The sequence below is a fragment of the Streptomyces sp. NPDC045956 genome, from assembly GCF_056430705.1.
Genome location: NZ_JBWKKZ010000006.1, coordinates 225,916 through 240,060, shown reverse-complemented (window position 1 = coordinate 240,060; position 14,145 = coordinate 225,916). Strand labels below are relative to the sequence as shown.

Below are 14,145 nucleotides of genomic sequence, written 5' to 3'. Positions count from 1 at the left end.
GGCGCCACCATTCCCGGCACGTGACACCCGTCGCATCGGTACGACAATACGAGCGTGCCTGTGGACAACCGGCTCACCTGTCTCCCGCGACCTGGCAGCATGGCGGTGTGACAGCAGCAACGCACTCCACCCTTTTCCCGCAGGTACCGGACTCGGCCGACGCGGTGCTCGAAGGGCTCGACCCCGAGCAGCGCGAGGTGGCGACCTCCCTGCGCGGTCCGGTGTGCGTGCTGGCGGGCGCCGGGACCGGCAAGACCCGCGCGATCACCCACCGCATCGCCTACGGAGTGCGCGCCGGGATCCTCCAGCCGTCCAGCGTGCTCGCCGTCACCTTCACCAACCGGGCCGCCGGGGAGATGCGCGGCCGACTGCGCCAGCTCGGAGCCGCGGGGGTGCAGGCCCGCACCTTCCACTCGGCGGCGCTGCGCCAGCTCCAGTACTTCTGGCCGAAAGCGATCGGCGGCTCACTGCCCCGGCTCGTCGACCGCAAGATCCAGCTCGTCGCCGACGCGGCCGCCGCTTGCCGTATCCGTCTCGAACGGAGCGAGCTGCGCGACGTCACCGCCGAGATCGAATGGTCCAAGGTGACCCAGACCGTCCCCGCCGACTACGCCCTCGCGGCGGCCAAGGCGGGCCGCGAGGCACCCCGCGACCCCGCCGAGATCGCCCAGCTCTACGCCGCCTACGAGGACCTCAAGCGAGGACGTTCCGTCATCGACTTCGAGGACGTGCTGCTGCTCACGGTGGCCGTCCTCCAGGACCGGCAGGACGTCGCCGAGCAGGTCCGCGCCCAGTACCAGCACTTCGTGGTCGACGAGTACCAGGACGTCAGTCCCCTCCAGCAGAGACTGCTGGAGTTGTGGCTCGGGGACCGTGACGACCTGTGCGTGGTCGGTGACGCCAGCCAGACGATCTACTCGTTCACAGGAGCAACCCCCGACCATCTGCTCGACTTCCGGAGCCGTCACCCCGGCGCCACCGTCGTCAAGCTGGTCCGCGACTACCGCTCCACCCCGCAGGTCGTGCACCTCGCCAACGGCCTGCTCGCCCAGGCCAGCGGCCGAGCCGCCGACCACCGCCTGGAGCTGGTCTCCCAGCGGCCCGCGGGCCCCGAGCCGGTCTACACCGAGTACGCCGATGAGCCGGCCGAGGCCGAGGGCGCGGCCCGCCGTATCCGGGAACTCGTCGACGCGGGTGTCCCGGCTGCCGAGATCGCGGTGCTGTTCCGCACCAACAGCCAGTCCGAGACCTATGAACAGGCTCTCGCCGATGCCGGGGTCCCGTACCAGCTGCGGGGTGCGGAGCGCTTCTTCGACCGCCCGGAGGTGCGCAAAGCCCACAGTTCCCTGCGGGCCGCCGCGCGCTTCGGCGGCAACGACTCGCTCCTCGACGACGTCGTGGACCTGCCCTCGCAGGTGCGCGCGGTGCTGTCCGGTGAGGGGTGGACCACCCAGCCCCCGGCCGGGTCCGGCGCGGTCCGGGAGCGGTGGGAGTCGCTGGCCGCCCTCGTCGGTCTCGCCCAGGACTTCGCCGCCGCCCGAGCGGGTGCCACGCTGAGCGACCTCGTCAGGGAACTCGACGAGCGGGCCGGGGCCCAGCATGCTCCGACGGTGCAGGGCGTCACCCTGGCCTCCCTGCACTCGGCCAAGGGGCTGGAGTGGGACGTCGTCTTCCTGGTGGGCGTCACCGAGGGCATGATGCCGATCGCCTACGCAAAGACCGACGAGCAGATCGAGGAGGAGCGCCGCCTCCTCTACGTCGGCGTCACCCGCGCGCGTCAACGGCTTCACCTCTCCTGGGCACTGGCCCGTTCGCCCGGCGGCCGGGCGAGCCGCCGGCCCAGCCGTTTCCTGAAGGGGCTGCGCCCCGGTTCGGGCGCGGCGGCCGGGCGCACGGCCGGAGGCGGCTCCGGAGGTGTGGAACGCGGTGTCGCAAGGGGCGGTGCCGCGGCCGCGGCCGTGCCGAGACGGACCCAGCGGACCCCGGCCCGCTGCCGGGTCTGCGGGCGCACCCTCACCGACGCGGGCGAGATGAAGCTGATGCGCTGTGAGGACTGCCCGTCCGACATGGACGAGGGCGTCTACGAGCGGCTGCGCGAGTGGCGCGCGGTCCAGGCGGGACACAGCGGGCAGCCCGCGTTCTGCGTCTTCACCGACAAGACGCTGATGGCCATCGCCGAGTCCGTCCCCGAGGACGAGCGCGAGCTGGCCCGGATCCCGGGAGTCGGGGCGCGCAAGCTCAACCGCTACGGAGCCGATGTCCTGGCCATCTGTGCAGGCCAGGACCGGGTGGCGCGGGACGTCGACGACTGATGCGAACTCGTCGGAAAAATAGTTTGCGCATGCCCCGGGAATCCCCATAGGTTCTTGGTCACGGGAGCAGCGGCCTTCCCGGAGGCCCTGAAACCGTGTTGTACTTGCATATCCGCGGACTGGTTCATCCCAGTCCCCCGAGACGCCGAGAGGAGGCGAGTCCAGTGATCAGCATCAACATCAGCTCCGTCGTCAGCTCCACCGCCAAACTGACCGATCGCTCGGCCGTCTCCCTGTGCACGCTCGGCGCCTCGAACCCGGGCACCGGTCTGTCCGGCCTGCGCGCCGTGCGTCCGGCCTCCGCCTCCATTGCCGCTGCGGACCTTCCCGTCCGTGAGCGCAATGAGCGACCGACCAAGGCACTGGAAGCAGCAGTAGAGGCACAGGTCCCTGCCTATGCCTTTACCGCGACCGGTGCCGGATTCCGGAAGCAGACGACGCAGCACCACCTGATGTGGGCCTTCCGTGGGCCAGAACCCTGGAGTGATCCAGCCTGATCTCGATCAGGCCGGCGCCTTCAGGGCCGCGGAACCCCACCCGGGATCCGCGGCCCTTCTGTTTGTCCCCGAACGGGGGCGACAGCACGAAGGAGCCTCGGGACAAGAAAAGAACCCGGTACCAAGCCGCCAACCGGCCGACCGGCCGGAACGATCAGACGAGGAAGACCACCCGTGCAACTCGAAGCGCACGCCCCGTCCGTACCGCCTTCCGACACGATCCCCAAGCCCGTCCCCACGGAGGACCCCGCCTTGACCCCGCTCACCGCGCTCACCGCGCTCGACGACGCCATCGAGAACCTGGGCGTACCCGTCCCGTGCCGCTCCTACGACCCGGAGGTCTTCTTCGCCGAGTCGCCGGCCGACGTGGAGTACGCCAAGTCCCTCTGCCGCACCTGCCCGCTGGTCGAGGCCTGCCTCGCCGGTGCCAAGGAGCGGCGTGAGCCCTGGGGCGTCTGGGGTGGCGAGCTGTTCGTCCAGGGTGTCGTCGTAGCCCGGAAGCGGCCCCGTGGCCGCCCGCGCAAGAACCCGGTCACGGCATGAACACCGCAGGAACGATCGACCGTCCCCTCACGCACGACCCCAAGAAGCAGGCCCCGATGAAGCCGTCCACCCACGACATCGCAGGCACCACGCCTGAAGACTTCACCACCAGCGGCGCGAAGGACTCGCGCCAGAACAGGACCCGAGAGATGCAACTCATCCCAGAAGCCCTGGCTCGTGCGCATATGCACGACCGCCTGCAGCATGCCGAGCGGGAACGCCGGGCGCTGCGCCTGGCGACCGCTCGCCGGATGCAGCGCCGGGCCGAGCGCGCCTCGATGCGCGCCCGGCGCGCGCTCGCCATGGCGGTCATGCAGTAGCCGAACACCCGAAGCGGTGGCCTCCCCGCCCGGGAGGCGAGCTCTTCCCCGTGGGGCCGGTCCGTCCGAACGGACCGGCCCCACGGGGCGTTCAGCGGTGGAGGCTCACGCCTCGGCTGCCGTTCCGTCCACCTCGTACGCGTCCTCCGCTGCCTCGTCCTCGTCCTCGGGGCGGAATCCGACGAGCCACTCCTCCAGCTCGTCGCGCAGCCGCACCGTCGCCCCCAGCTGGCACAGCACCCCGATGGTGCTCAAGGTCACCCGGTGGATCAGGAGGTAGGCGGGCGGCAGATTGAGCTGCTTGGCCAACTGGTACGCCGGGGAGCGCGGGTCCCCGATCCGGGCCGCCTGGCTCCGCATCCAGCCACGGGTGAACGTGAACTCGTCGACGCGTGCCGGTTCGATGATCGGCAGAAGGTAGTCGAGGACGGCGTCGGGCTCCAGCTCTATGGACTCCTTGACGAAGCCCTCCGTGCAGAGCATCTCGTAGACCGCGTCGGCCTCGCCGTCCAAGGTCATGCGCAGGGCCGAGCCGATGGGCTCGGGCAGACCGCCCGGGAGGCGGTCGACCGTGCCGAAGTCCAGGACGCCGAGGCGCCAGTCGTCCTCGCCGTCCGGTCCGCCGGGCAGCAGCCGGAAGTTCCCGGGGTGCGGGTCGGCGTGCAGCAGCCCGGTGCGGGCCGGCCCCGAGAAGAGGAAGTGGGCCAGGAGCTGGCCGGCCCGGTCGCGCTGCTCCGGCGTACCGCCCGTGATGATCTCGGACAGGGGGATGCCGTCCATCCACTCGGTGACCAGCACCTGCTCGCACTGGTGGACGACGTCCGGGACCACGATGTCCGGGTCGTCCGTGAACTCCTCGGCGTGCGTCCGCTGGGCCTGCGCCTCCAGGCCGTAGTCCAGTTCCTCCGAGACCCGGTCCTTGAGCTCCGTGATGAGCGGTTTGATGTCCATGCCGGGGACCAGCGGGCCGAGCAGGCGGGCGAAGCGGCTGAGCTGGCTCAGATCCGAGAGCAGAGCCTCGCCGGCGCCCGGGTACTGCACCTTGACCGCCACCTCGCGGCCGTCGTGCCACACCGCCCGGTGCACCTGACCGATCGAGGCGGCCGCGGCCGGCTTGTCCTCGAACTCCAGGAACAGGTCGGGCCAGTCCTCACCGAGCCGCTCCGCCAGCACACCGTGCACCGTGCGCGTCGGCATCGGCGGTGCCGCTTCCTGCAGCTTGGTCAGCGCCGCCCGGTAGGGGCCGGCGACCTCCTCGGGCAGTGCCGACTCGAAGACGGACAGGGCCTGCCCGAACTTCATCGCCCCGCCCTTCAGCTCGCCCAGCACCTTGAACAGCTGCTCCGCGGTGCGTTGCTGCAACTGCTGGCCGACGATCTCCGCGGACTCACCCACGATGCGCTTGCCCAGCCCCCAGGTGGCCCGCCCGGCGAAGCCGAGCGGGAGCGCGGCGAGCTTGGCGGTCCGGGTGACCGCCTTGCGCGGAAGATCAGACATGCGCCCTCCAAGTCACAGCCGGCCGCGCCGGTACTGCCTTACGGCGTACTCCCGCTGACGGCCCTTGCCCAGCCATTGTCGCGCGCCGCTCCCCGTACTCGGAGGTGTGTTCCTGCCCACCTTTTCCGGCGGCACCGCACGGACACGCGGGGTGAGCCCGGACCGGGCGCGTGTGCCACCGCAGGCCGGGCAGCGAGACCTCCCATCGCGCGCCGGCGCTCGAGGGTGTCCGGCCGTCCAGGAAGGCGAGCGCGTGGGCCGCGGCCAGCCCGGCGACCGTCGTCGCGAGGGTGAGGTCGCAGGGCCGCACCCGCGGCCGGGTGCCGGAGCGCCACTGCGCGACCAGGCGGGGCCAGACCGGGTCCCCCTCGGCGCGCTCCGCGTGCAGACAGCCCGCGCAGCCGGTCTCGCCCGGCAGGACGAGAGGGCCCACAACGCCGGTCCCCTCCACGACCCCGGCGTACAGATGGGGCGTACCCGAGGCCATCAGGGACTCCGCGGCGGCGGGGTCGGGGGCGTGCACCGCGACATCGTCGCGGGGGGCGACGACCACCAGGGACCATCCCGGCGCGGCCTCCCCGGCCGGGCGCGTGGAACCGCTGCGCGGCGGCCGGCCGGGAGCGGCGCGGCGGACGACACGGCGGGCGGTCGCGTCCCGGCGGTCGCCGACGGACTCGGCGGGGAGCCCGCCAGGGGCGACGTCCCCCGGCTCGACGCATCCGCCGTCGAGCACCTCGACCCCGCCCACACCGGCACCCGACAACAGGGCGGACAGCACCGCGCCCACCCGCCCCGCGCCCATGACCCGCACCCGGAGGGACCGCCGGGCCGCCAGGTGCCTGATCGCGTCACCCGGATCGGGGGTGGTCAGGGACAGGGAGGCCAGATCGGGACGGAGCCGGTCGAGGACCTCCTTCTGCTCCCGCAGGGCGTCGGCGTCCGGCCCGCCACCCCGGGAGTCGTCGAGAAGCCCGGCCCCGGCCAACCGGTCCAGCACCCGGTCGACGTGCCCGTCCGGCAGGTCCATGCGGCGACCCTCCTCGCGCAGGAGCTCCGGCCCGCGGGTGCCGTTGAGCAGCTCGAGGAAGCTGCCCGTCGCGGTGTCCACGGGGCCGAGCGTCAGCGCGTGCGCCGGCGTCATCCCGAACTGCACGGTGTTCAGATCGCGCCAGCCGCGCCTGAGCGCGGGCTTCACCATCGGATGCATGCCAGGTCCCCCCAGGTCTTCCAGGTCTTCCAGGTCGTCGCAGGTGGCCGAGCGACGCCGCGGCCCGACCGTGGTCGGACGCGTACCGGTTTGTCGGATCGGTCGTGAATCTGTCGGCGAGTGCCAGCATGCCCGGATCCGTGATCGGCCGTCGAAAGTTGTCCACAGGCGGTGGGTATTCGTCGTACGAATCAGTCGTCCACCTCACAGCAGAGGCGGCGGATCGGCGCGGAACCCTCCCGGAGCCGGGACTTCCCCGTGTGCAGCGGGTAACGTCGTGGCGTGTCCGCCGACCCACTGCACCGCGCCGGGGCGTCCCAGCGCACACCGATGAATCCGCCGCCGAACGGCTCGGGGACGAGCGCGATCGAAGTCCGCAGGAGCACCCGGCGACGCCGGACGGTCTCCGCGTACCGCGAGGGCGACCGCACCGTCGTGCTGATCCCCGCCCGCATGTCCGAGGCGGAGGAGCGGCGCTGGGTGAGCGTCATGCTGGACAAGCTGGCCGCCCAGGAGAGCAAACGCGTCCTCGGCGACGCCGAGCTGGCCGAGCGCGCGCAGCGACTGTCGGGCCAGTACTTCGAGGGGCGGGCCCGGCCCGCCTCGGTACGGTGGGTCACCAACCAGAACACGCGCTGGGGCTCGTGCACGCCGTCCGAGGGAAGCATCCGGCTGTCGCACCGCCTGCAGGGCATGCCCGAGTACGTCGTCGACTACGTCCTCCTCCACGAGCTGGCGCATCTGCTCGTCCCCGGGCACGGCCCCTGTTTCTGGCGGCTGCTGGAGGCTTATCCGAGGACCGAACGGGCCCGGGGCTACCTCGAGGGCGTGGTCGCCGCCGACCGTCTGCCGCACGTGCCCGGCGCCCGCAACGAGTAGCGCGACCCCGGGGTGCGCCCCGTCAGGTGTCCGACACGGCCCGGCACGGGTTCTGTACCGGGTCTGTACCGACGCCTTCCGGTGTCGGGGACAGCCGTTAGCCTGGCGCGACGCACTTACATTCGGATGGGGGACGGTCGTAACGCATGGCCAGGGAATTCCAACGCGGCCACAAGGCCAGGATCAGTGACCTCACCGCGGGCACGGATCTGTACGTAGGCGTGCAGATCTCCGGCCCCGGGCTGAGCTTCGACATCAGCTGCTTCGGTCTGGACGCCGAGGAGCGGCTGTCGGACGACCGGTTCTTCGTGTTCTTCAACCAGCCGAAGACCCCCGAGGAATCCATCCAGCTCCTGGGCGCACAAGCGGGCGACACGGAGTCCTTCCGGGTCACCCTCGACCGGATTCCGCCGCAGATCCGGAAGCTCTCCTTCACGGCGACGATCGACGGCGCCGGGCAGATGTCCCAGGTGTCTTCGGGATACATCCGGATCGTCGCGGGCGGTGAGGAGGTGGCCCGGTACCCGTTCAGCGGCTCGGAGTTCTCCACCGAGCGCGCCGTGATGCTGGGCGACTTCTACCTGAAGGACGTCTGGCGCTTCGCCGCCGTCGGACAGGGTTTCGACGGCGGGCTGGACGCGCTGCTGAGGAACTTCGGCGGTGAGGTGGCCGAGGAGGAGGCGCCCGCACCGCAGCAGGCGCAGCAGCCGCAGGCCGGCGCCGTGCCGGGGTTCGCCCCGCCCGCCCAGGCCGCGGCGCCCCCGGCCTTCGGTGCTCCCGCCGCACCCGCGCCGGCGCCCGCCCCGACTCCCCCCGCGCCGCAGCCGGCCCCGCAGGGCTTCGCCCCGCCGCCGGGCGCCACTGCGCCCCCCGCACCCGCGTCCGGTCCGGGCGTGCACGCCGCGCAGACCATCGTCGCGCCCATGAACACCCCGCCGGGCGGCTCCCCGGTGCCACCCCCGCCCCCGCCGCCGGGCTACGGCCAGCCGGGCCTGCCCGGTCAGCAGCAGCCGTACGGCCAGGTCCCCGGCCAGACCGCCCCGCCGCCCCCCGGGTACGGACAGCCGCACACCCCGCAGGCCCCGCCCCCGCCGCCCGGGTACGGTCAGCAGGCCCCGCCCGGCCAGCCGGCCCCGCCTCCCGGCTACGGCCAGCAGGCCCCCTACGGACCCCCGCACGGCGCGCCACAAGGCGTCCCGCAGGGAATCCCCCAGGGCGCGCCGCAGGGCGCCGGTGTGACGGCCGCGCTGCAGCAGTTCCGTGAGACGGCGACCGGGCAGCGCTGGACCCAGCAGAACAAGAAGCTCGTCCGCGTCGACCTGGGCGCCGAAGGCCAGCCCGTGCTGGCCCGGCAGGGCAGCATGGTGCTCTACCAGGGCAAGGTCGACTTCAGCTACAAGGGCGCCGGATTCGCCGGCCGGGTCGTGGGCAACGCCACCGGCCAGGAGATGCAGCTGATGCGCTGCACCGGCAAGGGACAGGTCTTCCTCGCCGACAACTCCGCGATGCTGCACCCCCTCGAGCTCCAGGGCGACGCCATCTGCGTCTCCGCGGAGAACGTCCTCGCCTTCGACGAGAGCCTCCAGTACGAGGTCCGCCGCATCGAGGGGCACGGCATCCCCGGCGGCGCGCTCTTCACGATGCAGTTCCAGGGGACCGGCACCATCGTCGTCAAGACGCACGGCGTGCCCGTGGTGCTGCCGGTCACACCCACCACCTTCGCCGACTGCAACGCGGTCGTCGCCTGGTCCGCCGCGGCCCAGGTGGTCGTCTCCAGCCAGGTGCGGATGCGTCGCAACTCCTACGCGGGCGACACCGGCGAGAGCGTCAACCTGCAGTTCCGGGCGGCGCCCGGCAACTTCGTCGTCGTCCAGCCTTACGAGATCTGAGGGAGAGCCCGACATGAACCAGCCGCTCGCGGGCTACGCTCCCGCACCGGTGACCGCCCGCATGGAGAACCACGGCAACCACATGCTGAAGGTCGCCATGCAGACCGGACACGACCTCCTCGCGCGCGTGGGCTCGATGGTCGCCTACGAGGGCTTCGTCCAGTACGAGCCCAACCCGCCGGCCGTCCGCCAGATCGCCCGCGACTGGGCCACCGGTGAGGGCGCACCCCTGATGAAGTGCTCCGGCGACGGCCTGCTCTACCTCGCCGACTACGGCGCGAACGTCGTCGTCATCAACCTCAACGGCGACGGGATCTCCGTCAACGCCACCAACCTGCTCGCCTTCGACGCGCACCTGACGTGGGGCGTCGAGCGGGTCAAGGGGCTGGCGAAGTTCGCCGGCCAGGGCCTGTGGAACACCAAGATCTCGGGCCAGGGCTGGGTGGCGCTCACCTCCCGGGGCAAGCCGATCGTCGTCGACTGCGGCGGTGGCGAGGACGAGACGTACGTCGACCCGGACGCGCTCGTCGCCTGGTCCCCGAACCTCAAGGTGAAGGGCAAGCGCAGTTTCAAGGCGCAGTCGCTGATCGGCCGCGGCAGTGGCGAGGCCTACCAGATGGCCTTCTCGGGTCAGGGGATCGTCGTCGTCCAGCCCAGCGAGGACAGCACCGACCGCCTCCGGGTACGGGGCTGAGGGGGAGCGAGAACACCATGCAGAGCCCGCTTTTCGCCTACAACGACCAGCAGACCCAGGAAGCCTGGAGCCTGCAGAACAAGCACATGCTCCGCGTCGCCCTCCAGGGTCACGACGACGTACTCGCCCGCAAGGGCACGATGGTCGCCTACCAGGGCCTCGTCGAGTTCGACGCCGAGTACCAGAGCGGCAACCAGTCGCGCGCGCGTGCACGGACGGGGGAGGGTCTGGACCTGATGCGCTGCCACGGGCAGGGCACGGTCTTCTTCGCCAACCTCGCCCAGCACATCCACGTGATGGACGTCGACCAGGACGGCCTCACCGTCGACAGCAGCTACGTACTGGCCATGGACTCGTCCCTGCACCACGAGGTCATCGCGGTCGACAGCCTGTACGGCATCTCCGGCTCGGGGAAGTACCAGCTCAACATCACCGGCCGGGGCAGGGTCGCCCTGATGACCTCGGGCGCCCCGCTGCTCATGCAGGTGACGCCCGACAAGTACGTCAACTGCGACGCCGACGCGATCGTCGCCTGGTCCACCGGCCTGCGCGTGCAGATGCAGGCCCAGACGCACTCCTCCGGGGTGTGGCGGCGCCGGGGCAACACCGGTGAGGGCTGGGAGCTGAGCTTCATGGGCAGCGGCTTCGCGCTCGTCCAGCCCAGCGAGCTGCTGCCGCCGCAGAACGCGCAGCTCGGCTCGGGCCTGTCCGCGCAGTACGGCATGGGTCAGCAGGGGGCCCGCGGCCAGAACCAGGGCAACGTCTGGAGCTGAGCGCACGGCGCGGGACGACGGCCCGGTAAGGGGTGATCGCACATGCGGTCACCCCTTACGCGTCAGAGCCGTGCCCGGGTCGCCTCCAGCAGGCGTACGACCGACTCGTCGGCCACGTCCGCGACCTCGGCGTACGGGAACCAGCGCAGATCGAGGGACTCGTCACTGATCGCCTCCACGGCCCCGTCCGCGGCCACCGCCGCGTACTGGACGTCCAGGTGCCAGGCGCAGGGTGTGTGGTGCCGGTCGAGCCGGACCGGACCGCCGGGGAGCAGGGTCAGACCGGCGATGCCGGACTCCTCGGTGCCCTCGCGCAGGGCCGCCTGCGCCAGGGTCCGGTCGACGGGCTCGCAGTGACCGCCCATCTGCAGCCACATGCGCAGCTTCTTGTGCAGGGTCAGCAGGACCCGCCCGCGCGACGGGTCGATCACCAGGGCGCTCGCCGTGATGTGCCCGTCCCCGCAGGCCTTCCACAGACCGTCGGGGTGCGTGGCGAGGTGGTCCAGGTAGACCTGGCGCAGTGCGTCCTGGCCCTCGTACCCCTTGAGGACCAGGACCGCGTCGTCGTGAAGGCTCACTCGGCGTCGTCGCTCCGGCCGTCGGCCCCGGACCCGCCGTGCCCCTTCCCGTCCTGCCCGTTCCCGTCCTGCTCCTTCTCGTCCTTCTTCTTCAGGTCGGGCTTGCCGGCCGCCTCGCCGAGCATCTTGTCCAGCTCGGAGAAGTCCAGCTGCTCACGGTGGACGAAGCCGTCCGGGTCGTCCAGGTCGGTCGCGGTCGGCAGCATGTCCGGGTGGGCCCACAGGCCGTCCCGGCCGTCGACACCGCGCGCGTCCGTCAGCGACGCCCACAGACGGGAGGCGTCCCGCAGCCGGCGCGGGCGCAGCTCCAGACCGATCAGCGTGGCGAACGTCTGCTCCGCCGGACCGCCCGAGGCGCGACGGCGGCGCAGCGTCTCGCGCAGCGCGTCGGCGGAGGACAGGCGCGGCTTGGCGGCGGCGTGCACCACCGCGTCCACCCAGCCCTCGACCAGCGCGAGCGCCGTCTCCAGCCGGGCCAGTGCCGCCTTCTGCTCCGGCGTGTCCTCCGGCTGGAACATGCCCTGCTGAAGCGCTTCCTGCAACTGCTCGGGATTCTGCGGGTCGAACTGGCCGACCACGTCCTCCAGCTTGGCCGTGTCCACCTTGATCCCACGGGCATAGCCGTCGACCGCACCGAACAGGTGCGAGCGCAGCCACGGCACATGGGCGAACAGGCGCTGGTGGGCGGCCTCGCGCAGGGCGAGGTACAGCCGCACCTCCTCCTGCGGCACGCCGAGGTCCTTGCCGAACGCCTCGATGTTCACCGGCAGCAGGGCGGCCTTCCCGGCCGGGCCGAGCGGCAGGCCCACGTCGGTCGAGCCGACGACCTCGCCGGCCAGAACGCCGACGGCCTGACCGATCTGGGTGCCGAACATGGCGCCGCCCATGGACCGCATCATGCCGATCAGCGGGCCGGCCATGGCCTGCATCTCCTCCGGCAGCACATCGCCCATGGCGGTGCCGACACGCTCGGCGACCGGATCGACCAGCTCCCGCCACGCGGGCAGCGTCGCCTCGACCCACTCCGCGCGGCTCCAGGCCACCGCGGTGCCCGCGCCCGACGGCAGCGCCGTCGCGTCGTCCAGCCACAGGTCGGCCAGGCGCACGGCCTCCTGGACGGCATTGCGCTCGGCGGGGCCCACGCTGGCGTCCTTGGTGCCGTCCGGCGTGCCCTGGGAGACCGTCTGGCGGGCGATCTGCTTGGCCATGTCCCAGTTCACCGGGCCGCCCTCGTAGGAGAGCATCTGGCCGAGCTGCTGGAACGCGGCGCCCAGATCGGTGGGGTTCATGGAACCGAACATGGCGGCGAACGGGTTGTCCGCACCGGGGCCGCCAAAGCCTCCGGCTCCGGGCATCCCGAATCCGAACGGGTTGGCCGGTCCCTGACCACCGCCGCCCTGCTGGTCCTTCTTCTTGCCCTCGTCGCCGTCGTCCGGCTCCTCCGGCGGAAGGCCGAATCCGAATGGGGTGTCACTCACGGGGTTCCTCGGCTGGTAGGGCCGCCGGTTCTTTCCGGCGGCACGGCTGCCCGACTTTCACACCCAGCGTAGACACCTGGAGCGGTTCGGGCCTCGGTGCTTCGCCGACTGACGGCCTGCGGCAGGATGGATGCCACCTGGTACGTACGCGTCGAGCGCGCCCGTACTGAAGACAACCGCTGGAGACGCCCGGTGAGTTCCCCAGATCCGCAGGTTCGCGCAGCGCGAAACCAGTCAACCAGTTCCACCCGCCCCGGCGCGCGGGGACCCGTGGTCGCGGTCACCGGTGCCGCCTCCGGGGTCGGGGCGCTGCTCACCGAGCGGCTCGCCGCGTCCGACGAGGTCAGACAGGTCGTGGCCATCGACGAACGGCGGGGGGAGTGCGCGGCGGCACAGTGGCAGATCCTGGACGTGCGGGACCCCGCCATCGCCGAGAAGCTGCGCGGCGCGGACGTGGTGGTGCACCTGGCGCTCGACCTCGACCTGGAGACGGACGCCGCCGCCCGGACGGCCTACAACGTCCGGGGGACGCAGACCGTCCTGACCGCGGCCGCCGCCGCCGGCGTGCACCGGGTCGTGCTGTGCACCTCGGCGATGGTCTACGGCGCCCTCCCGGACAACGAGCTGCCGCTGTCCGAGGACGCCGAACTGCGCGCCACGGCCGAGGCGACGGGTGTCGGAGACCTGCTGGAGATCGAGCGGCTCGCCCGGCGCGCACCGCGGGCGCACCCCGGGCTGAACGTGACCGTCGTCCGCCCGGCGGTCCTGGTCGGAGGCGTCGACACCGCGCTGACCAGGTACTTCGAGTCGCCTCGGCTGCTGGTCGTGGCCGGGTCGCGGCCGGCCTGGCAGTTCTGCCACGTGGACGATCTGTGCAGCGCCCTGGAGTACGCCGTCCTGGAGAAGGCCGAGGGGGAACTGGCCGTCGGGTGCGACGGATGGCTGGAGCAGGAGGAGGTCGAGGAGCTCAGCGGGGTCCGGCGGATGGAGCTGCCGTCGGCGGTCGCGCTCGGCGCGGCGGCCCGGCTGCACCGGATCGGGTTGACGCCCTCACCGGCCGGTGACCTGGCGTACACGATGTACCCCTGGGTGGTGAGCGGCAGCCGGCTGCACGACGCCGGGTGGCGGCCGAAGTACACCAACGAGGAGGTCCTCGCCGAGCTGCTGGAGGAGGTCTCCGGGCGGCACACCGTCGCCGGGCGGCGCCTCGGCCGCAAGGACGCGACGGCGGCGGGCGCCGCGGGAGCCACGGTGGCGCTGCTGGGCGCGGCGGCGGTGGTACGACGGGCACGCAAGGCGCGGCGCCGGATCTGAGCGGGCACGGCCCGCCCCGGTCTTCCCGCCCCGGCTCGCCCCGTACGCCTGTCCCGTACGCCTGCGCGGGCCGCCCGCCCGGTCCGCCACGGGCCCGTCCCTGTAGGAGGCTCCAAAGCGGTACGCGCGCGTGCCGGGTGATGACGCTATTCCGCGCCGTCCGC

General features: G+C 72.1%; 13 protein-coding genes. 9 read left to right on the top strand and 4 right to left on the bottom strand.

Going from position 1 to position 14,145, the window contains the following annotated elements:
• Window positions 1-107 precede the first annotated feature (107 nt).
• The 4 genes from AC07FV_RS18120 (at window position 108) to AC07FV_RS18105 (ending at window position 3,672) form a co-directional block, all read left to right on the top strand.
• The gene (locus AC07FV_RS18120) at window positions 108-2,312 is read left to right on the top strand and encodes an ATP-dependent DNA helicase UvrD2 (RefSeq protein ID WP_479088323.1); all 2,205 of its coding nucleotides are present in this window, start codon (window positions 108-110) and stop codon (window positions 2,310-2,312) included.
• Between the two features lie 164 nt (window positions 2,313-2,476).
• Window positions 2,477-2,809 (top strand): hypothetical protein, encoded by a 333-nt coding sequence (locus AC07FV_RS18115; RefSeq protein ID WP_479088321.1) that lies wholly within the window; start codon window positions 2,477-2,479, stop codon window positions 2,807-2,809.
• 174 nt (window positions 2,810-2,983) lie between these two features.
• Window positions 2,984-3,352, top strand: a complete 369-nt coding sequence (locus AC07FV_RS18110; protein WP_479088319.1) for a WhiB family transcriptional regulator — start codon at window positions 2,984-2,986, stop codon at window positions 3,350-3,352.
• The gene (locus AC07FV_RS18105; RefSeq protein WP_383645063.1) at window positions 3,349-3,672 is read left to right on the top strand and encodes a hypothetical protein; all 324 of its coding nucleotides are present in this window, start codon (window positions 3,349-3,351) and stop codon (window positions 3,670-3,672) included. The genes AC07FV_RS18110 and AC07FV_RS18105 overlap by 4 nt, the downstream gene beginning before the upstream one ends.
• A 105-nt stretch (window positions 3,673-3,777) precedes the next feature.
• Here the strand turns inward: AC07FV_RS18105 and AC07FV_RS18100 are convergent, their stop codons facing one another.
• Together AC07FV_RS18100 and AC07FV_RS18095 are read right to left on the bottom strand one after the other, a co-directional pair.
• Window positions 3,778-5,169: an ABC1 kinase family protein gene (locus AC07FV_RS18100; RefSeq protein WP_479088318.1), complete on the bottom strand. Its 1,392-nt coding sequence runs from the start codon at window positions 5,167-5,169 to the stop codon at window positions 3,778-3,780.
• A complete protein-coding gene (locus tag AC07FV_RS18095; protein ID WP_479088316.1) occupies window positions 5,162-6,376 on the bottom strand; it encodes a TOMM precursor leader peptide-binding protein in 1,215 nt (404 codons plus the stop codon). The genes AC07FV_RS18100 and AC07FV_RS18095 overlap by 8 nt, the downstream gene beginning before the upstream one ends.
• Window positions 6,377-6,658: 282 nt before the next feature.
• Between AC07FV_RS18095 and AC07FV_RS18090 the strand changes: the two genes are divergently transcribed.
• The 4 genes from AC07FV_RS18090 to AC07FV_RS18075 all read left to right on the top strand — a co-directional run bounded on the left by AC07FV_RS18090 (window position 6,659) and on the right by AC07FV_RS18075 (window position 10,611).
• Window positions 6,659-7,255, top strand: coding sequence for a M48 metallopeptidase family protein (locus AC07FV_RS18090; protein WP_479088314.1), 597 nt, complete (start codon window positions 6,659-6,661; stop codon window positions 7,253-7,255).
• A 146-nt stretch (window positions 7,256-7,401) separates the two neighbouring features.
• On the top strand, window positions 7,402-9,144 hold the full coding sequence (locus AC07FV_RS18085; RefSeq protein WP_479088312.1) for a TerD family protein: 1,743 nt from the start codon (window positions 7,402-7,404) through the stop codon (window positions 9,142-9,144).
• 13 nt (window positions 9,145-9,157) lie between these two features.
• The gene (locus AC07FV_RS18080) at window positions 9,158-9,838 is read left to right on the top strand and encodes an AIM24 family protein (RefSeq protein WP_053136797.1); all 681 of its coding nucleotides are present in this window, start codon (window positions 9,158-9,160) and stop codon (window positions 9,836-9,838) included.
• 17 nt (window positions 9,839-9,855) lie between these two features.
• Complete coding sequence (locus AC07FV_RS18075; protein WP_479088310.1) at window positions 9,856-10,611, top strand: AIM24 family protein; 756 nt, start codon at window positions 9,856-9,858, stop codon at window positions 10,609-10,611.
• Between the two features lie 62 nt (window positions 10,612-10,673).
• On the opposite strand, the gene AC07FV_RS18070 is transcribed toward AC07FV_RS18075, so the two are convergent.
• Window positions 10,674-11,189 (bottom strand): NUDIX hydrolase, encoded by a 516-nt coding sequence (locus AC07FV_RS18070; protein WP_356604382.1) that lies wholly within the window; start codon window positions 11,187-11,189, stop codon window positions 10,674-10,676.
• Entirely contained in the window at window positions 11,186-12,667 is a 1,482-nt protein-coding gene (locus AC07FV_RS18065) for a zinc-dependent metalloprotease (RefSeq protein ID WP_479088308.1), read from the bottom strand. Before AC07FV_RS18065 ends, AC07FV_RS18070 begins: the two co-directional genes overlap by 4 nt.
• Before the next feature lie 192 nt (window positions 12,668-12,859).
• On the opposite strand from AC07FV_RS18065, the gene AC07FV_RS18060 reads away from it, so the two are divergent.
• Entirely contained in the window at window positions 12,860-13,981 is a 1,122-nt protein-coding gene (locus AC07FV_RS18060; RefSeq protein ID WP_366766114.1) for an SDR family oxidoreductase, read from the top strand.
• Window positions 13,982-14,145: the final 164 nt, after the last annotated feature.